Here is an 18,406-nt window from a genome sequence, read left to right on the forward strand (position 1 = left end):
ATAGAGGCTCTTTTGATTTTGGTGGATGTTTAATCACCCTGTTGAAGATGTAAGGCATCGATACTCATGAAGTGTGGGAAATGGCTTTTTATCGGTATCTTTCGTTCGAGTTAATATGTTAACGGTTTTCTTAATTTATAGGTAAGGAATTTAAATCTGGCAATGTTTACCAATCTCTGTTTTTTTGAGTTATAAATTCATAAGATCTCTTTTTCTGGAATAAAAATCTAATTAATTGAAATCTTATGGTTTAAATATCTGTTTTTTGTCTTTGTGGTAGGCTTGTATCCATCAGGAAGCTCGAGGTTGCTTGTTTTTCGCTGGCCTTGCCACAGGAACGAAAGCGGCAGGTTCAGAGTGATGACGATAAAACATGTGGGTGTTGTATCCACTAAAAATGACGTGTGTGGGATTGTATTTTAAAAGGTTTCTCTGCATGAGGCTGAAAAATTATGATGTCCTCTGTCAATGTCGAAATTATAGCTAACAATCAATTTTTACGCGGGAATTTGTGTGGTTAATATGTTGATGTCCGGCGGTTCACGTGGTTTTGGGTTATCTATTAACACCGCCATTATTGCTGCTACCGCTTTATTTTTATTGGTGGTCTGGTTGCGACTTTTATCGCGCAGGGGCGTTATTGTTACTGCTGCTTGGCGTTTATTACTGTTAGGCGTTGGGGTATTAATCATTCCATTGTTATACACCCAGGATAATTGGGCGGCGGAAGCCAGTTGGCGCATTTTGGGCTTACTGGCTGGCATAGTAGTTTATTTTTCCTGTCTGCAAATACGTTTTACCCACCGTACCCTGCATAAAGTGTTGGCAATCGTGCTGCTACTGGTTGCTGTGCAGGCGCTACTGGCGCTGTTGCAACTGTTTGTTCCCGCGTTGGCCTGGGTGCCGCTGTATGGCCAGCGTGTCTATGGCACTTTCCGACAGCCTAATGTCTTGGCGAGCTTTATCGCTACCGGCCAGGCATTGGTGCTGATGTTGTTACTGCTGCCGGGGTTTGCCCTTGGGCGAGTCTGGCACGAGCGTTGTCGGCTGACCGGTCTTGCTCTGGTTCTGGGCGGGTTGGCAGCGTTGCTGATATGGATTCAGTCCCGCGCGGGCTGGGTAGGGGGGGGCGTAGTGGCGTTGCTGTTCCTCTGGCGTTTTGGGCGAGCCTTTCCAGCACGCAGTAAGGTGGCCTGCGGCGCGATGCTGTCTGGTGTGGTGCTGGGTGTGGGGTGGTTTGCAGACGTGGCGGGAGAGCCGATAAGTCACGTGGGCAGCAACCACGCACGCTGGACCATGCTGCGCGACACCTTGGCGATGATTGTGGAGAAACCCTTCCTGGGCTGGGGATACGGGGGATTTGAGTACAGTTTCCAGCATTTTCGTATCAACCAGACGCCGCCAACCCTGGTGACGGAAATTACCCGTCATCCCCATAACGAGATCCTGCTGTGGGTCGCCGAAGGGGGTGTGGTCGGGTTGGTGGGGGTGGTGCTGATACTCGCTGCCGGTTTACGCGTGATACATCAGGCCATTCATTATGATCGACTGGCGTTTGCCACCGGGCGACGGATGGCCGGCCTGCCCACGGCGCTGTGTATCGCCCTGCTACCCATCGCCATTCATACCCAGTTGGAATACCCGTTCTACCTGTCGGCACTGCATTTTGTGGTGTTGCTGTTGCTGCTCGCCATGGCGGATCGGCTCAGTGGCGGTGTGCAGCAACGCCAAGTATTGCCTGCAAAAACAGGCGTGATGGTGGCGGGGGGCATGGCGCTGTTGGCACTGGCCGTGGCGGTAGTGATGGGATTTGCGCTCAAGGGCAACCTGGCACTCGCCGAGGTCGAGCGATTCGGCATGGCGGACGTGAAGCCATTAGAAGAGATGCCAGCGCCGTCCCGTTGGTTGCATCAGGAGCGGGTGGTGTTTGATGAACAGGTTAATGCCTTGCTGACTTATAACGACACCCGGGACGAACGCCTGCTGGAAAACTACCGGCAATGGGCCAAAGCCTACCTTGGGCGGCGTATTGATAAGAACGTTTACGCCAACCTGATTCAGATATTGCAGCATCAGGGGCATGTCATGCAGGCAGAGCAATTCCGCCAGGATGCCATGCGCTTGTTCCCAACCGATGCGCGTTTTCAGACGAAAAATAACCTGCCAGCTGCCTCGGTAGCCGAAAACAAGGAGATACAGTGAAATCACACCTGGTTATCGCCATTCAAGACAGCAACCGTTTTTTTGCCTTGGGGATACAGCTCATCTTACAGGGGCATTTTTTGGCCAAGGGGCAAACGGTCAGCTTTGTGTCCATGCTTCAGGGGGAACCCCGCGATCTGATTATTCAAGCCGAGCGGCCAGGCTGGCCGTTACTGACCCACTGTATCCAGGGGGACGATGGCCAAGAACAGCCAAGAACTCTCGTGATTCGGGAGGTGTCGGGAAGGAAACGCCCCCTACATTATCCTTGCCAGAGAGGGCAGGGGGTTATTAACCGCCACGAACGCCCCAACGCGGTAAGCCAACTGATAGAGAACATGTTTGAAACTCCTCTATCCCCCGCCCCGCAATGCACGCGTTGCTCCGTTGCGCTCACTCCACGAGAGCAGGAAGTGTTGCAGGCTATTGCGGCTGAGCTACCTAGCCATCAGATAGCGAGAAAGCTGACGATCCACCTGAAGACCGTCAGTGCCCATAAAACCGCAGCAATGCGCAAATTAGGCTTCAGGCGCAACAGTGAATTGTATCACTGGCTGCGCAATGGCGGTCTGGAATTTAAGAAGGGAGTTGTATCGTGACGAAAACGCAATCTGGAAAACACACCGTCCTACTAATGTGCTTGCTTGGCGGCATTGTATTGTTGAGCGGCTGTGAGGGGAAAAAACGGCCGCTTCCCGAGGTGAAGCAAGACATTGCCAAGGAAATAGAAAAGACGCCTGCACAGAAAGAGGCCGAGCGTTTGGCACAGTGCCAGAAGGAACTTGACGCACTGAAAGGGGTAACTCCGGCCCAATACGACACCTATCGGCAGGAGTTTGGCGGCTTGATGAGTGGCGCAGCGCAGTATGCTGGCCTGCGTTCCCGGGTGAATGATGAGACCCAGGATACCGTAGACGCGTTGTACCGGTATAGGGTCAACCGCCTGTGTAGCGACATCTCTCAGGCGACCCTGAAGGGGCTGCTGGATCGGGGAGAGCGGACTAAATGAGGTTTTATCGGCTTGAGGGACAGCATCGCCTCCGCCGCTTGGCTACGTTGTTACCGTTGTTATGGATGGTGAGTACGGTGCGGGCAGATGAGGGGATCCCTGCGTTGCTGCAGTTTGCTGAGCAGTACCACAGTCAACCACCGGGGGGGAAAGTCCCGAGCGGCGATCGGCCTTCCCGTAAGGAGGGGGGGCAACAGGCTCGCCCCGCTACAGGATCAGTCCTGCCCGCTAAACGCGAGGGAGATAGTCCGACATTGCGTCGCGCGCTAAAGCAGCGTGAGGCTCAACTAAGCTCGCAGCAGGTCACCCTGCGCGACCAGGAGAAGAGGCTGGCTGCGTTGAAGCAAGCCCTGAAGGAGGCCAAAGCGAACCAGAAGGCGTTGCAGGAAAAGCGTGTCGCCTTGAGTCCGGTAGATTTTACCCCGCTGCAGCAGTTGATCGGCCAGCTACGAGACGCCGCGAGTGGTTCGCCGGATGCCAAACGAAGGGCCGAACTGATAAAGGAAGCCCGACAACAGGCTGAGCATGACAGAACCAAACTGACGCACAACCAAGCGCAGATGCAGGCCCTGAAAGTTCAGCTTGGTGGCCTGGAAGATAAACTGGCTGAACTGCAAGCGCAACGCGATAAGTTGCAGACGGAGCAAAACGCACAGCTTGATACTATTGAGCATAATGCCATCGAGCTGGCGACCTTACGCACGGAAAAGCAAGCGTTGCAGACGCAGTATGCCGCTGTGCAGCAGCAAGTAAGCACCGCAGACGCCCGTTTGAGCAAACAGGATCAGGAAATGCTGCGCTTACAGGAAGATGTGGCAGGATTACGAGAGCGGGCCAAATGGTTAATCAAGCCGGAAAACCTGAAAAAACCTGAGAGACGTCAGGCCTATGCGGCTGGTAGTGCGCTAGGGCGTGATATTATTGAAATGTTGCAAGAGCGCCAGGGTTGGGGCGTACAGGCCGATCGCCATACCGTGCTGGCAGGTGTGATCGATGCCTTTTCTGGCCAGTATCAACTGACAACCGATGTGCTGAGTCAAGCCCTGACCGAGTCTGAAACCGTAGTGAATCAGGCTAGGGAAAAGGCATCGGCGTCCCAGCAGAAGAAAGGGGAAGCCTTTGTTGCCAGCTTCAAGAAAAAGAAGGGGGTAAAACAGTCACCCTCAGGGTTCTGGTATCAGGTGAATTACGTTGGCGATACGCCGATTGCAGAAGACGCGATTGTTGAGGTGGTGGTTAAAGAATCACTGACAGACGGCACGGTCATCAAGGATATGGAACTGGACGGTAACGTACTGTCTCAGCCGTTAACGGCTTATCCTCCATTGTTCCGGGAGGCGATGGGCTATCTGCGTAACCATGGGACGCTGACGATGGTGGTGGCACCGGAACAGGCATATGGTGAGGTCGGTTATCCGCCGAAAGTGCCGCCCAATGCGACCATGGTCTATGAGTTAAGAATTGACGGCATCAAGGCACCAAAGGATTTGTAAACAGGCCGCAGTTTATGTTTTTGAGTGAATACCATGAACTTGATAACCCTTTGATAAATTCAACGTTCACCGAAGCCCAGCGCTTGAATACGAAGGCGCTGGTCAGTTAGCTCTCGCCCTGCACTACGCTGCTGTATGCCAGCAAGCCTAGTGGCGTTTGAGGGGGGATAACCTGCTGGTCAATCCCCCACGTACAACCCCTCCACCCAGCTCACTCTTTCGGGTAGTGCCCCAGCATTTCCTCCTGTCTTTTACCGGGATCACAAAAATAACCGCTCAGATATTCATCATTCAGCAATAATCTTTTTTGGTTTTTTATTGGAGGTTAATGCTGGCTAGGTCGTTAACGCTGGTTCATGACGCCAAGATTTAACCCGTAGCACAAGTTTTAATGCTGTAAATGTTACTGAAAGGTTTTTTTTATGTTTGCTTGCTGTTTCTCACAGTCTAGGTAAATCCCTACTGGTTATATTGACGGCACCCCAAACAGTTGGCAATTTGGTACCCTCAGGGATAAGAGTGAGGGGGGTATGAGTGAAATTCACTCGCTCAAACGCCCTGCCGTGATGCGTTCCATCCGGCATTCTCGCGCTTTTATTCCTCCTGCCTTCGGGCACTGACCGCACAGGCCGCGTAACAAAAAATATTAGGCTCTGGCGGTAATACACACACACCACATCACATACGGAGCACTAGCGATGACAAGTTCCTTGGGCAAATCAGGGATTCTGAAATTCGGTATCGGCCTGATTGCGCTGACCGTTGCGGCCAGCGTGCAGGCAAAGACGCTGGTTTACTGTTCTGAAGGTTCTCCTGAAGGGTTCAACCCGCAGTTGTTCACCTCCGGCACCACCTATGATGCCAGCTCAGTGCCAATCTATAACCGTCTGGTTGAGTTCAAACTGGGTACCACCGAATTGGAACCCGGCCTGGCAGAGAAGTGGGACGTCAGCGAAGACGGTAAAACCTATACCTTCCACCTGCGCAAAGGCGTGAAGTGGCAGGACAGCAAAAATTTCAAACCTACCCGTGATTTCAATGCCGACGACGTGGTGTACTCCTTCATGCGTCAGCTCGATGCAAACCACCCTTACCACAAGGTTTCTGGCGGCAGCTATGAATACTTCCAGGGTATGGGCATGCAGGACCTGATCAGCAAAGTCGAGAAAGTGGACGACAACACCGTACGCTTCACGCTGACCCGTCCAGAAGCGCCATTCCTGGCTGACCTGGGCATGGACTTCGCTTCCATCCTGTCTGCAGAATATGCCGACAAAATGATGAAAGCCGGTACGCCAGAGAAAGTGGACCTGAACCCAGTGGGTACCGGGCCGTTCCAACTGCTGCAGTACCAGAAAGACTCCAAAATCCTCTACAAGGCCTTTGACGGTTTCTGGGGCACCAAGCCGAAGATCGATCGCCTGGTGTTCTCCATCACGCCTGATGCCTCTGTGCGTTACGCCAAACTGCAGAAAAACGAGTGCCAGGTCATGCCGTACCCGAACCCGGCAGACATCGCTCGCATGAAGCAGGACAAAACCATCAACCTGATGGAACAGCCTGGCCTGAACGTCGGCTATCTGTCGTTCAACACCGAGAAGAAGCCGCTGGATAATGTGAAGGTGCGTCAGGCACTGACCATGGCGGTGAACAAGCAGGCCATCGTGGATGCGGTGTATCAGGGGGCGGGTCAACCTGCCAAGAACCTGATCCCACCAACCATGTGGGGCTATAACGACGAGGTTAAAGACTACGCTTACGATCCGGTCAAGGCCAAAGAATTGCTGAAAGAAGCAGGCATGCCAGATGGCTTCTCCATCGATCTGTGGGCGATGCCGGTACAGCGTCCGTATAACCCGAACGCACGTCGTATGGCTGAGATGATCCAGTCCGACTGGGCGAAGATTGGCGTCAATGCCAAGATCGTCACCTACGAGTGGGGCGAGTACCTCAAGCGTGCCAAAGACGGTGAGCATCAGACGGTGATGATGGGCTGGACCGGTGACAATGGGGATCCAGACAACTTCTTCGCCACGCTGTTCAGCTGTGCGGCCGCCAAAGATGGTTCCAACTATTCCCGTTGGTGCTACAAGCCGTTTGAGGATCTGATCCAACCGGCCCGTGCCGAAGCGGACCACGACAAACGCGTCGCACTCTACAAGCAGGCTCAGGTCGTGATGCACGATCAGGCTCCGGCGCTGATTGTTGCCCACTCCACCGTTTACGAGCCAGTGCGTAAAGAAGTGAAGGGCTATGTGGTCGATCCGCTTGGTAAACATCACTTTGAGAACGTTTCTCTGGACTAAGCCTACCAAGGCGGGTTGAAGGACTGGGATACTTAATCTGCAGGGGCGCAATACGTTGCGCCCCTGCATTCCCGTCCCCAGAAGAATGTCGTGAAGCGTGTGAGTTTTAATAAGCCTGGCGGACGATGAGCTGCCGGGCACTTTATACAGAGAGTTCGGGATATGTTGCAGTTCATACTCCGACGTTTGGGGTTAGTTATCCCAACGTTTATCGGCATAACGTTGCTGACTTTTGCATTCGTCCATATGATCCCCGGCGATCCGGTGACCATTATGGCCGGGGAACGCGGGATCTCCGCAGAGCGCCATGCCCAACTGATGGCAGAGATGGGGCTGGATAAACCGCTCTATCAACAATACTTCACTTACGTCACCAACGTGCTGCATGGCGATTTGGGGACGTCCCTCAAAAGCCGTATCTCCGTGTGGGAAGAGTTTGTGCCGCGCTTTAAGGCCACCCTGGAACTGGGCCTGTGTGCGATGCTCTTCGCGGTGATTGTCGGGATCCCGGTGGGGGTGCTGGCAGCCGTCAAGCGAGGTTCGGTGTTCGATCATACCGCCGTGGGTATCTCCCTGACCGGTTATTCAATGCCGATCTTCTGGTGGGGCATGATGCTGATCATGCTGGTTTCGGTACAGCTCAACCTCACGCCCGTATCGGGGCGAATAAGCGATACGGTATTCCTCGATGACAGCCTGCCGCTGACCGGCTTTATGCTGATCGATACCCTGATCTGGGGTGAGCCGGGTGATTTCATCGACGCCGTGATGCACATGATCCTGCCCGCCATCGTCTTGGGTACCATCCCGCTGGCGGTTATCGTGCGTATGACCCGCTCCTCCATGCTGGAAGTGCTGGGTGAAGACTATATCCGTACCGCGCGCGCCAAGGGTGTGAGCCGTATGCGGGTGATCGTGGTGCATGCGTTGCGTAACGCCTTGTTGCCGGTGGTGACGGTGATCGGCCTGCAGGTTGGCACCATGCTGGCCGGGGCGATCCTGACAGAAACCATCTTCTCCTGGCCGGGGCTTGGCCGCTGGCTGATGGATGCGTTGCAACGCCGTGATTACCCGGTTGTTCAGGGCGGCGTACTGCTGGTCGCCTGTATGATTATTCTGGTTAACCTGCTGGTAGACGTGCTCTACGGCGTGGTCAACCCGCGTATTCGCCACAAGAAATAAGGGGCGCTCTGATGTCTCAAATTACCGAGTTTGTAGTGAAAGGTGCGCCGAAGCCAATGACCCCATTCCAGGAGTTTTGGCACTATTTCAAGCGCAACAAAGGGGCCGTCGTTGGCCTGGTTTATATCGTGATCATGCTGGTGGTCGCTCTGGGTGCCGGGTTCCTGGCTCCCCATGCGCCTGCCGAACAGTTCCGTGATGCCCTGCTGCGGCCACCGGTCTGGCAGGAAGGCGGTAGCTGGCACTATCTGCTGGGTACCGATGACGTGGGCCGCGATGTGCTGTCGCGCCTGATGTACGGTGCCAGGCTCTCGCTGCTGGTAGGTTGCCTGGTGGTGGTGCTTTCACTGGTGATGGGCGTGGTATTCGGCCTGTTGGCCGGCTATTTCGGCGGTGTAGTGGATGCCATCATCATGCGCGTGGTCGATATCATGCTGGCACTGCCAAGCCTGCTGTTGGCGTTAGTGCTGGTGGCGGTGTTTGGCCCTTCGATCGTTAACGCCTCGCTGGCGCTGACCTTTGTTGCCTTGCCGCACTATGTCCGCTTGACCCGTGCGGCGGTGCTGGTGGAAGTGAACCGCGATTACGTGACGGCTTCCCGCGTGGCGGGGGCTGGGGCGGCGCGTCAGATGTTCGTCAATATCCTGCCAAACTGCCTGGCACCGTTGATCGTGCAGGCTTCTCTCGGTTTCTCGAACGCCATTCTGGATATGGCCGCTCTCGGCTTCCTGGGTATGGGTGCGCAACCGCCAACGCCGGAGTGGGGCACCATGCTCTCCGACGTACTGCAGTTCGCGCAAAGTGCCTGGTGGGTTGTGACCTTCCCAGGGGTGGCAATTCTGCTGACGGTTTTGGCCTTTAACCTGATGGGGGACGGCTTGCGTGATGCTCTCGACCCCAAACTCAAGCAGTAACAGAGGAAGAGAGAATGGCGTTATTAAATGTAGACAAGCTTTCGGTGCACTTCGGTGACGAAGGTGCGCCGTTCCGCGCGGTAGACCGGATCAGCTACAGCGTAGAACAGGGGCAGGTGGTTGGCATCGTTGGCGAGTCCGGCTCCGGTAAATCCGTCAGCTCGCTGGCGATCATGGGGTTGATCGATTATCCCGGCAAGGTGATGGCCGACAAGCTGGAGTTCAACGGCCAGGACCTGCGGAAAATCTCGGAAAAAGAGCGCCGCCAACTGGTGGGCTCCGAAGTGGCGATGATTTTCCAGGACCCGATGACCAGCCTGAACCCGTGCTATACCGTGGGTTTCCAGATTATGGAAGCGCTGAAGGTGCATCAGGGCGGTAACCGCCGCACCCGTCGTCAACGCGCTATCGATCTTTTGACCCAGGTGGGCATTCCCGATCCGGCCTCGCGGCTGGACGTTTACCCTCATCAGCTTTCCGGTGGGATGAGCCAGCGTGTGATGATCGCCATGGCGATCGCCTGCCGGCCCAAGCTGCTGATTGCCGATGAACCGACGACCGCGCTCGACGTGACCATCCAGGCCCAGATCATTGAGCTGTTGCTCGAGCTGCAACAGCGCGAAAACATGGCGCTGCTGCTGATCACCCACGATCTGGCGCTGGTGGCGGAAGCGGCGCATCACATCATCGTGATGTATGCCGGGCAGGTGGTGGAATCCGGCAAGGCGGTAGAAATTTTCCGTTCGCCGCGCCATCCGTACACCCAGGCGTTGCTGCGTGCGTTGCCGGAGTTTGCTACCGACAAGGCGCGTTTGGCCTCGCTGCCTGGCGTGGTGCCGGGCAAGTACGATCGGCCAGAAGGTTGCTTGCTGAACCCGCGCTGCCCGTATGCTACCCAACACTGTCGCGAAGAAGAGCCGGAACTGCGCAGCATTCCCGGCCGTCAGGTTAAATGTCACACACCGCTGGATGATGCGGGGAGGCCGACCGTATGAGCCAGAACCACCCTTTATTGCAGGCGATTGACCTGAAAAAACATTACCCGGTCAAGAAGGGGCTGTTTGCACCGGAACGGCTGGTGAAGGCGCTGGACGGGGTTTCCTTTACCCTTGAGCGCGGTAAAACCTTGGCGGTGGTTGGGGAGTCTGGCTGTGGCAAGTCCACGCTGGGCCGCCTGCTGACCATGATCGAAATCCCTACCGGCGGTGAGCTGTACTATCAGGGGCAAGATCTGCTCAAACCAGATGTCACGGCAGAGAAGCTGCGCCGCCAGAAGATCCAGATCGTGTTCCAGAATCCTTATGGATCGCTCAACCCACGTAAGAAGGTGGGGCAGATCCTCGAGGAGCCACTGTTGATCAACACCTCGTTGAGCAGCGCCGAACGGCGTGAGAAAGCGCTGGAGATGATGGCGAAGGTTGGCCTGAAAACCGAGCATTACGACCGTTACCCGCATATGTTCTCCGGCGGGCAGCGGCAGCGTATCGCCATTGCGCGTGGGCTGATGCTCAATCCGGACGTGGTGATTGCCGATGAGCCGGTCTCTGCGCTGGACGTGTCTGTGCGTGCACAGGTGTTGAACCTGATGATGGATCTGCAACAGGAGCTGGGGCTGTCTTACGTGTTTATCTCCCACGATCTGTCGGTGGTGGAGCACATTGCCGATGAAGTGATGGTGATGTACCTGGGCCGTTGCGTGGAGAAGGGCAGTAAAGACGCCATCTTCAACAACCCGCGTCATCCGTACACTCAGGCTCTGCTGTCTGCTACGCCGCGCCTGAACCCGGATATGCGCCGGGAGCGCATCAAGCTGACCGGCGAGCTGCCAAGCCCGATGAACCCACCGCCGGGTTGTGCATTCAACGCCCGTTGCCGCCGTGCCTTCGGCACCTGCTCCCAGCTGCAACCGCAGCTCAAGCAGTATGGTGACCAGATGGTGGCCTGCTTTGCCGTCGACCAGGATGAAGCTGCCGGGTCTTGAGACTACCAACCCGGCTCGCAACGTAGATACTCTGCATGCTGCGTCCGGTTACCTCAGCGACATTGCCACTCTATCTTCAATCAGACGCCGGTAGCGATACCGGCGTTTTTTATCTCGCCAGCCCCTCACCGCTTATTGAGGATAAGGCACCCAGTCGCCGCCATTAAGGCGAATATAAGCCTTGCCCTGATATTGCATCACGATGGCATTGTCATTCTCAGAGATCACCGCAGTCTGCGGCAGATTCTGCGTCAGCACTTGCCAGTCGACGCTTGGCGCAGTAAACACCTTGCCGTCCACCAACCGCGAGACCAGCTCGGACAGCGCCAGATAGCTGCTCGGCGTTTTAATTTCCACCGGGCTGCCCTGATGCGGGGCCTGCATACCAACCAGTTTGATACCAACCGGCGTATGGGTAATGTTCAGGCTTGGGATATCCCGCAGACCAGACATCTGCATCTTGTCGCCCGTCAGCGCCGCACCGTGTTCCGGCACGATCACCACCATCACCTTGCGCCCGGATTTCTGTAGCTCGTCCAGGAAGGTGTTCAACTGATCGAACAGCTGCTGCGCCCGGGGCTGGTAATCGGCGATCTGTTTGCCACCCACAAAGCGGTTGCCGTCATGCAACGGGATCAGGTTGAAGAAGGTGGCTGTGCGGGCATCGCCGCCCTGTTTCTGCTGATCGAGCCAGCGGTTGAGCAGTTGCAGATCGTTATAGATCGGTTCACCGTCGAACGACGCCAGCTTATTGCCGATCCCGGCCTGTGACATCAGCGGAGCCTGCATATCACCTTGCTCACGCAGCTCTTTGAGGAAGTCACCGAACACGCCGGAGTGATCCAGCATCAGCTGTTGTTTAAAGCCCAACTTCGCCAGGTTATCAAACAGGTAGCACTGTTGGTTGGCGGGCTGATACAGATCGCGATGCGAGGGCTGGCCGCAACTGGCGCGTAACAGGCGGATAGCCGCCGGGCCGCTGTAGGAGGTGGCCGAGTTGAAGTCGGTGAACATCACGTCCATTTTGGCCCACAGCGGGTGGTTGCGCAGATTGACGGCATCCAGATCGGCCCAGGCTAGCGAGCAGATGTTGATGATCAGCACGTCAAACGGTTGGGCATCGGTGGGCAAGGTGGCCGGGAAGTTGGTCGCCCGGGCTTTTTCCTGCTGGTAGAACTGCTCCAGGTAGGCCGTGAGGTTGGCATTGGTCGGTGGGCCATTGGCCGCAGGCAGATTGTCGCCTGGTGTCGTCGTCGAGTCTGGTGCAGACGGGGTATCCGTTACCTTGGTGGTACCGGTGGCAGGCAGCAAGGACACCGCCGGGCCAGCAATATTGACCACGTTCAACCACACCAACGCCGCGACGGTAAACACCGTCACGCGTATCCATTGGGCCAGGAACAGATAGGCAATCAGCAGCACGAAGGCGGCACCAATCATTTGCCAGTTGATAAAGCGGTTAGTCAGTTCCAGCAGGTAATCCGCGCTGAAACCGGTGAGCTGTGAGCCTTGGCTAAGGATGCTGTTAATCCCCGGTAGCCAGGTGTCGTGGTAGAACAAACCGATACCGATAGGAATGGCGATCAGGTGACGCCAGCGGTGCCAGCGCGGCGACGGGATCGGCATCAGTAACAAGGCCATAAACACCAGGTTGGGCAGCGCATGGAAGTTCAGGTAGCCGAACCACAGCAGGCCGAACTTGGCCAGGAAATAGAAGTTCCAGCCGCCAAGACCGCGCCAGTAGCGCCATAGGCTATTGCCGGGTTGCGTTATTTTATCGTTATTCATGGTTATTTTTTACGCTTGATTTGAGAGGTGGAACCTGTGCGCACCCATAGCCCTGCTGACTTTAAATAGCGCGGTGATAACAACAAATTCTGCCAAGATCGGAGCCAGTTGGGGAAACGGCGATGCAGCAGGTATCCCGTAGGGATAAACACTATTGCGCACAGGCTCACCAGTTGCAGGATATCGTCAAGAGTGTTCATGTCTGTTCCTCCTGCCCGAGGCTCACCAGGGTGAAGGGGATGGGTTCCCGGCGTTCGGTCAGGTGTTCCGTTTCTGCGGAGCTGGTTTGGGCTGCGGCCGGTTGCAGTTTGCTGGCGGGGAGAGAAAACTCGATATGCTGCCTCAATAGCCTGATTTTATCGATAATATCCACATCCTGATGCCATACTACCCGATTACTGAACGCCTCGCTCACTGGCAGGCGGAAGACGAATTTCAGTGCGGTATCCAGATCGTTAATCCGGCAGGTGGAAAGGAACAGGAACAGCCGATTCTGTGCCACGGTCATGATGTCGCCAAAACGTCGCAAATGGCACAGCGTCATCGACTGGCGGGCGCTCAACCCCGGTGCTGGGCGTAGGGCGACCATCACCCCTTTGCCATCTTCCGGCAACAGGGTATTTTCCATCAGCGATGTCACCGCCCGGCTGAATTCCTCTAGCGGCAGGTAGCCTTTCAGTTGCATTGGGCGCAGCCCGGCGAGCAGCTTATCGATGTCCGCCGGAATATGGCGCGACAGGCGTTGTCCCTGAATACCTTCCAGCATGGTCAAAAAATTGGAAAGCGGTGCCACGTGGGGCACGATCAGATTGGCACCGCAGGCCAGCAGCAAGCGTTCGTCGCTGTAGCGCAGACTGGCGCTCATCTCGCGCACCACAATCTTCAGCCCGTCGCCCCTGCTGCGGCGCAGGCTATGGATCTGATGGGCCAATTCGTCAATTTCGTCACTTTGATACAGGGCGAAGATCAGCGTGGCGGCGATGGTCAACATGCCACGCTGCATCAACTTGGTATTGTTCTCAAACAGTTGCCAACTGGCCGATAGCGGCGGGGCGCCTTCGAGAATGCGTTGTTCAGCCAGGCACAGGCTCTCGTCGTTGCGTTCCGGGGTAGGAGAGGGTTGGTTGCTGTCGTCCGCTCCTTCCCAGCCTTCCGGGCCTTCGGTCAGAGTGAACAGCTGGTTGGCATTGATACCGTTTGCCGTGCTCCACCAGTGCACCAGATACTGGGCGCTGCCTTGCAGCCCCTGCAGGCTGGCCAGGCCGTTGAGAATACGGTGCTCGGCGGCCAGCTGGCCTTTGAGTTTACTCACGCCGCTACCGTGGCTGAGTATTACCAGCGTACACTGCTGCTGGTGTAACCATTGGCCGAGTTGAGCGGCCCATTTGCGCAATTCATCGCTGGTAAAGGTTTGCCACAGGCTGGCGTGGGCCAACAGGATCAGTAAGCGGTTGCTGGGTTTTAGCTCACGCATCAGATCGTCTGCCAAATGCAGCAACGCCGCTTTTTTTTCTGGCAGGCTATATAAAGGGAGTTTTTTAATCGCAGAGGAAAGAGGCGTTGCCAATAAGGTGTCCGCCTGGTTGCCGCTACAAATCAGTGCCAACGGGCTATTTTCTTCCTGGGCGGCGATGATCTGCCGGCAAAACAGGTTGGCATCGCTCTGGCGATCGATATTCACCCAGTAAAAACCTGGGGATTGCATAACCGACAATTCTTGCCAAATACGTCGGATACCTAATGAAAATGAGTGCGCCATGGATTTATTCTACTTTCGTTGAAAGTGTCGTAGACCGACCGGATCGGGTCACTTTGGGATCGTAAAGCCAGATCTATCTTAGCAAATTTGACTTTATAGTCGCTATTATCTGTTAAGATTCATCTTATTGGCCCGTTTTTTTCGGACATTGCTATAGTCATTTAACATTAGCCTATTTTAGAAGGCGGCAAGATGAATAATGATGCGTTAAGGAGGCTTAAGGAAAAAGCACCGGTAGAACTTCAGGACGATCTGCAGGCGTTAAGCCGCGCTTTTTCGTTACCCAAGTTAAACTACATCGATATTTCACGCCAGGAACGGCTAGCACAAATGATGGTCCGCTGGCCGCTGTTGGCGGAGCTGGCCAACAAGACGGGGAGTGTTTGAGTCATGCCGGTCATTGCATTGCAAGGGGTTCGAGGTGGTATTGGTACTACGTCAATCACTGCGGCGTTAGCCTGGGCGCTACAACAGCTGGGCGAGTCGGTACTGGCGATTGACCTGTCACCGGACAACCTGTTGCGATTACACTTTAATATGCCCTTTGAACTGAACCGGGGCTGGGCTCGTGCAGAGCTGGATGGCACCGGTTGGCAGCAAGGGGCAATGCGTTACTGCAAAAAACTCGATTTTCTACCCTTTGGCGGCTTAAGTGCTACCGAACGGTTAAAAGTGCGGCAACAAGAGCGTGATACTCTGCAACCTTGGTATGATTTTCTGGTGCAACTGCGTGCTTCTGAGCAGTATCGCTGGATCCTGCTGGATATCCCGGCGGGTGACGATCCCCAGATTGAACAGCAGTTGGCGCTGGCCGACCAGGTTTTCCTGTTGCTTAGCCCCGATGCCAACTGCCATGCGCGCCTGCATCAGCAACCGCTGCCTACGGGGTGCCACCTGCTGATTAATCACTACTCCTCGGCCAGCCCGTTGCAACAAGATCTGCATCAGCTGTGGCTGCAAACGCTGACAGGTCTGTTGCCGCTGGTGATCCATCGTGATGAAGCGCTGGCGGAAGCGATGGCGGTCAAGCAGCCGCTGGGAGAGTATCGGCCGGAAAGCCTGGCAGCCGACGAAGTGCTGACGCTGGCCAACTGGTGTCTGCTCAACCTGCAGGACGCCGAGGTATGAGCAGGGTATTGAGCCTGCTGCTGGTGCCCCCCGTTCACCGGGCGGTGCAACAACGCTATCGCGCTTATCGTCATGCGGGGGCCACGGCATTTACCGCTGGCCTCACGACCCTGATGGTGGCCATCGGCTGGCTGTTGCTGCGGTTTGAATCCCCTGGTTGGCAAAAGGTGCAGGCAGGCCAAAGCTATTGGTTCCCCCATATTTCCCCCCATCGCCCACGCCCGGCAGACACGCTGCGTTATTTGTTGCAGGGGTTTTGGCTGCTGGTGACCCACAGTGGCCCGGCCCCGATGGGGCGTTACCACTTTGCCGGTTGGCACCGCTTGCAACTGCGTTATGCCAACTGGTTGCAAAGCCTGCCGCAGCGTTTGCAGGGGGCCGGTATGGAGGAGCGTACGGTACAGCGCCTCAACCGGATGAATCACCGGGTGCGTCGGGTGCTGTTTATCATTGCTGGCCTATTGGCCGGGCTGTTGGCTCTGCTGTGTATATCCCAGCCCTTTGAACTCCCCGCCCAGTTTATTTTTGTGCTGCTGCTGTGGTGCATTGCCATGGTGGTGCGGCGTATTCCGGGGCGGTTACCCAGCCTGATGCTGATTGTGTTGTCGCTGACCGTTTCCTGCCGTTATTTATGGTGGCGCTATACCTCAACGCTCAACTGGGACGATCCGCTCAGTCTGACCTGCGGCCTGCTGTTGCTGGCGGCGGAAACCTATGCCTGGGTAGTGCTGGTGCTGGGCTACTTCCAAACCGTGTGGCCGTTGAACCGCCAGCCGGTGCCGATGCCAGCCGACAGCAACACCTGGCCGACCGTCGATCTGCTGGTGCCCACTTACAACGAAGATCTGGGCGTGGTGAAACCCACCATCTATGCGGCGCTTGGTATCGACTGGCCGAAAGATAAAATCAACATCTATATTCTCGACGACGGTAACCGGCCAGAGTTTAAAGCCTTTGCCGCAGAGGTCGGGGTGAAATACATCGCCCGGCCAACCCATGAACACGCCAAAGCGGGCAATATCAACAATGCGCTCAAGTACGCTAACGGTGATTTTGTTGCCATCTTCGACTGCGATCACGTTCCCACGCGCTCTTTCCTGCAACTGACCATGGGGTGGTTCTTTAAAGACAAGAAGCTGGCGATGCTGCAAACGCCGCACCACTTCTTCTCGCCCGATCCGTTTGAGCGCAACCTGGGGCGTTTTCGCCAGACGCCGAACGAAGGCACTCTGTTCTACGGGCTGGTGCAGGACGGCAATGATATGTGGGATGCCACCTTCTTCTGCGGTTCCTGCGCTATCCTGCGCCGTACGGCGTTAGATGAAATTGGCGGTATTGCGGTAGAAACGGTGACTGAAGATGCCCACACCTCGCTGCGTCTGCACCGCCTTGGCCACACCTCGGCCTATATCCGTATTCCACAGGCCGCCGGGCTGGCAACGGAAAGCCTGTCTGCCCATATCGGTCAGCGTATTCGTTGGGCGCGCGGCATGGTGCAGATCTTCCGGCTGGATAACCCGTTATTGGGCAAGGGGCTGAAGTTTGCCCAGCGCCTGTGCTATGCCAACGCCATGCTGCACTTCCTGTCCGGCATTCCACGCCTGATTTTCCTGACCGCGCCGCTGGCATTTTTGTTGATGCATGCTTACATCATCTTCGCACCTGCCTTGGCGATTGCGCTGTATGTATTGCCCCACATGATCCACGCCAGCCTGACCAACTCACGTATTCAGGGCAAATACCGCCACTCCTTCTGGAGTGAAATCTACGAAACCGTGTTGGCCTGGTATATCGCCCGGCCTACCACCGTGGCGCTGTTCAACCCGCATAAAGGCAAGTTCAACGTCACCGCCAAAGGCGGGCTGATAACGCAAGAGCACGTCGATTGGGTGATCACTCGGCCTTACCTGTTGCTGGTGATACTCAATCTGGCAGGTCTGGGTTTTGGCGTGTGGCGCTTTTTCTACGGCCCGACGGAAGAGATGATGACGGTGGTCATCAGCCTGGTTTGGGTGATCTATAACATGACTATCCTGGGTGGGGCGGTGGCCGTGGCGGTGGAGGCCAGGCAGGTACGGCAGTCGCACCGCGTGGAGATCGCCATGCCTGCGGCGGTAGCCCGGGCCGACGGACATCTGTTCCCCTGTACGCTGCGTGATTACTCCGATGGTGGGGTGGGTATCGAAATGCGCGTGCCGGATCAGTTGCAAGAGCATGACCAGATTGCGCTGCTGCTTAAACGTGGCCAACAGGAGTTCAGCTTCCCTTGCGTGGTGACGCGATCCCATGGCCGCTCGGTGGGGGTCCGTTTGGTCGAGATCTCGACCCGCCAACATATCGAATTTATTCAATGCACCTTTGCCCGGGCCGATACCTGGGCACTGTGGCAAGACGCATTCCCGGAAGACCGGCCGGTGGACAGCCTGCGGGATGTCCTGAAATTAGGTTTTCATGGCTATCGGCGCATGGCGGACTATGCGCCGCCAATGATGCGCAAGATCCTGGTCGGCCTGACTTCGCTGGCCACCTGGATCCTGTCATTTATTCCGCATGGCGTAGGAAGAGAGCGCGCTTCTACGGCCCCAGAGACGGTGGCATAGGCTGTGTATCGTAACTGCCCGCTCGCAAGCCCTGCGAACCGGCC

15 protein-coding genes are annotated in these 18,406 nt (G+C 56.0%); 12 read left to right on the forward strand and 3 right to left on the reverse strand.

Annotated features, from left to right (window positions below):
- The first annotated feature begins 522 nt into the window (after positions 1–522).
- The 9 genes from ABIE29_RS13895 to dppF all read left to right on the forward strand — a co-directional run bounded on the left by ABIE29_RS13895 (position 523) and on the right by dppF (position 11,087).
- A complete protein-coding gene (locus tag ABIE29_RS13895) occupies positions 523–2,202 on the forward strand; it encodes a Wzy polymerase domain-containing protein (protein ID WP_429619449.1) in 1,680 nt (559 codons plus the stop codon).
- Positions 2,199–2,801 carry a helix-turn-helix domain-containing protein gene (locus ABIE29_RS13900; protein WP_261461524.1) on the forward strand — a complete coding sequence of 201 codons (603 nt, stop codon included), beginning with the start codon at positions 2,199–2,201 and terminating at the stop codon, positions 2,799–2,801. Before ABIE29_RS13895 ends, ABIE29_RS13900 begins: the two co-directional genes overlap by 4 nt.
- Positions 2,798–3,211, forward strand: coding sequence for a hypothetical protein (locus ABIE29_RS13905; RefSeq protein ID WP_390901399.1), 414 nt, complete (start codon positions 2,798–2,800; stop codon positions 3,209–3,211). The genes ABIE29_RS13900 and ABIE29_RS13905 overlap by 4 nt, the downstream gene beginning before the upstream one ends.
- Positions 3,208–4,704 (forward strand): FKBP-type peptidyl-prolyl cis-trans isomerase N-terminal domain-containing protein, encoded by a 1,497-nt coding sequence (locus ABIE29_RS13910; protein ID WP_429619349.1) that lies wholly within the window; start codon positions 3,208–3,210, stop codon positions 4,702–4,704. The genes ABIE29_RS13905 and ABIE29_RS13910 overlap by 4 nt, the downstream gene beginning before the upstream one ends.
- A 698-nt stretch (positions 4,705–5,402) precedes the next feature.
- Positions 5,403–7,010: a dipeptide ABC transporter periplasmic-binding protein DppA gene (gene dppA, locus ABIE29_RS13915; protein ID WP_429619350.1), complete on the forward strand. Its 1,608-nt coding sequence runs from the start codon at positions 5,403–5,405 to the stop codon at positions 7,008–7,010.
- Positions 7,011–7,172: 162 nt separating this feature from the next.
- Positions 7,173–8,192: a dipeptide ABC transporter permease DppB gene (gene dppB / locus ABIE29_RS13920; protein ID WP_429619351.1), complete on the forward strand. Its 1,020-nt coding sequence runs from the start codon at positions 7,173–7,175 to the stop codon at positions 8,190–8,192.
- A gap of 11 nt (positions 8,193–8,203) precedes the next feature.
- A complete protein-coding gene (gene dppC, locus ABIE29_RS13925) occupies positions 8,204–9,106 on the forward strand; it encodes a dipeptide ABC transporter permease DppC (protein ID WP_429619352.1) in 903 nt (300 codons plus the stop codon).
- A 14-nt stretch (positions 9,107–9,120) separates the two neighbouring features.
- Positions 9,121–10,101, forward strand: a complete 981-nt coding sequence (gene dppD / locus ABIE29_RS13930; RefSeq protein ID WP_429619353.1) for a dipeptide ABC transporter ATP-binding protein — start codon at positions 9,121–9,123, stop codon at positions 10,099–10,101.
- On the forward strand, positions 10,098–11,087 hold the full coding sequence (gene dppF, locus ABIE29_RS13935) for a dipeptide ABC transporter ATP-binding subunit DppF (protein ID WP_429619354.1): 990 nt from the start codon (positions 10,098–10,100) through the stop codon (positions 11,085–11,087). Before dppD ends, dppF begins: the two co-directional genes overlap by 4 nt.
- A gap of 132 nt (positions 11,088–11,219) precedes the next feature.
- On the opposite strand, the gene bcsG is transcribed toward dppF, so the two are convergent.
- From bcsG to bcsE, 3 genes are read right to left on the reverse strand one after another with little or no spacing between them, the layout of a single operon-like run.
- Positions 11,220–12,875, reverse strand: coding sequence for a cellulose biosynthesis protein BcsG (gene bcsG, locus ABIE29_RS13940; protein WP_429619355.1), 1,656 nt, complete (start codon positions 12,873–12,875; stop codon positions 11,220–11,222).
- A 2-nt stretch (positions 12,876–12,877) separates the two neighbouring features.
- Positions 12,878–13,075, reverse strand: coding sequence for a cellulose biosynthesis protein BcsF (gene bcsF / locus ABIE29_RS13945; RefSeq protein WP_429619356.1), 198 nt, complete (start codon positions 13,073–13,075; stop codon positions 12,878–12,880).
- Positions 13,072–14,634 carry a cellulose biosynthesis protein BcsE gene (gene bcsE, locus ABIE29_RS13950; protein ID WP_429619357.1) on the reverse strand — a complete coding sequence of 521 codons (1,563 nt, stop codon included), beginning with the start codon at positions 14,632–14,634 and terminating at the stop codon, positions 13,072–13,074. Before bcsE ends, bcsF begins: the two co-directional genes overlap by 4 nt.
- Positions 14,635–14,826: 192 nt before the next feature.
- Between bcsE and bcsR the strand changes: the two genes are divergently transcribed.
- From bcsR to bcsA, 3 genes are read left to right on the forward strand one after another with little or no spacing between them, the layout of a single operon-like run.
- Positions 14,827–15,021: a cellulose biosynthesis protein BcsR gene (gene bcsR / locus ABIE29_RS13955; RefSeq protein WP_429619358.1), complete on the forward strand. Its 195-nt coding sequence runs from the start codon at positions 14,827–14,829 to the stop codon at positions 15,019–15,021.
- A gap of 3 nt (positions 15,022–15,024) precedes the next feature.
- On the forward strand, positions 15,025–15,762 hold the full coding sequence (gene bcsQ, locus ABIE29_RS13960; RefSeq protein WP_429619359.1) for a cellulose biosynthesis protein BcsQ: 738 nt from the start codon (positions 15,025–15,027) through the stop codon (positions 15,760–15,762).
- Positions 15,759–18,362, forward strand: coding sequence for a UDP-forming cellulose synthase catalytic subunit (bcsA, locus tag ABIE29_RS13965; RefSeq protein ID WP_429619360.1), 2,604 nt, complete (start codon positions 15,759–15,761; stop codon positions 18,360–18,362). Before bcsQ ends, bcsA begins: the two co-directional genes overlap by 4 nt.
- Positions 18,363–18,406: the final 44 nt, after the last annotated feature.

This window comes from Serratia sp. 2723, from assembly GCF_050434425.1.
Classification (GTDB): Bacteria; Pseudomonadota; Gammaproteobacteria; order Enterobacterales; family Enterobacteriaceae; genus Chania.

Excerpts from the sequence above, each read along its gene's own strand:
- ABIE29_RS13895 (WP_429619449.1), top strand. The coding sequence starts at position 523 with ATGTTGATGTCCGGCGGTTCACGTGGTTTTGGGTTATCTATTAACACC.
- ABIE29_RS13910 (WP_429619349.1), top strand. The coding sequence starts at position 3,208 with ATGAGGTTTTATCGGCTTGAGGGACAGCATCGCCTCCGCCGCTTGGCT.
- dppA (WP_429619350.1), top strand. The coding sequence starts at position 5,403 with ATGACAAGTTCCTTGGGCAAATCAGGGATTCTGAAATTCGGTATCGGC.
- dppB (WP_429619351.1), top strand. The coding sequence starts at position 7,173 with ATGTTGCAGTTCATACTCCGACGTTTGGGGTTAGTTATCCCAACGTTT.
- dppC (WP_429619352.1), top strand. The coding sequence starts at position 8,204 with ATGTCTCAAATTACCGAGTTTGTAGTGAAAGGTGCGCCGAAGCCAATG.
- dppD (WP_429619353.1), top strand. The coding sequence starts at position 9,121 with ATGGCGTTATTAAATGTAGACAAGCTTTCGGTGCACTTCGGTGACGAA.
- dppF (WP_429619354.1), top strand. The coding sequence starts at position 10,098 with ATGAGCCAGAACCACCCTTTATTGCAGGCGATTGACCTGAAAAAACAT.
- bcsG (WP_429619355.1), bottom strand. The coding sequence starts at position 12,875 with ATGAATAACGATAAAATAACGCAACCCGGCAATAGCCTATGGCGCTAC.
- bcsF (WP_429619356.1), bottom strand. The coding sequence starts at position 13,075 with ATGAACACTCTTGACGATATCCTGCAACTGGTGAGCCTGTGCGCAATA.
- bcsE (WP_429619357.1), bottom strand. The coding sequence starts at position 14,634 with ATGGCGCACTCATTTTCATTAGGTATCCGACGTATTTGGCAAGAATTG.
- bcsR (WP_429619358.1), top strand. The coding sequence starts at position 14,827 with ATGAATAATGATGCGTTAAGGAGGCTTAAGGAAAAAGCACCGGTAGAA.
- bcsQ (WP_429619359.1), top strand. The coding sequence starts at position 15,025 with ATGCCGGTCATTGCATTGCAAGGGGTTCGAGGTGGTATTGGTACTACG.
- bcsA (WP_429619360.1), top strand. The coding sequence starts at position 15,759 with ATGAGCAGGGTATTGAGCCTGCTGCTGGTGCCCCCCGTTCACCGGGCG.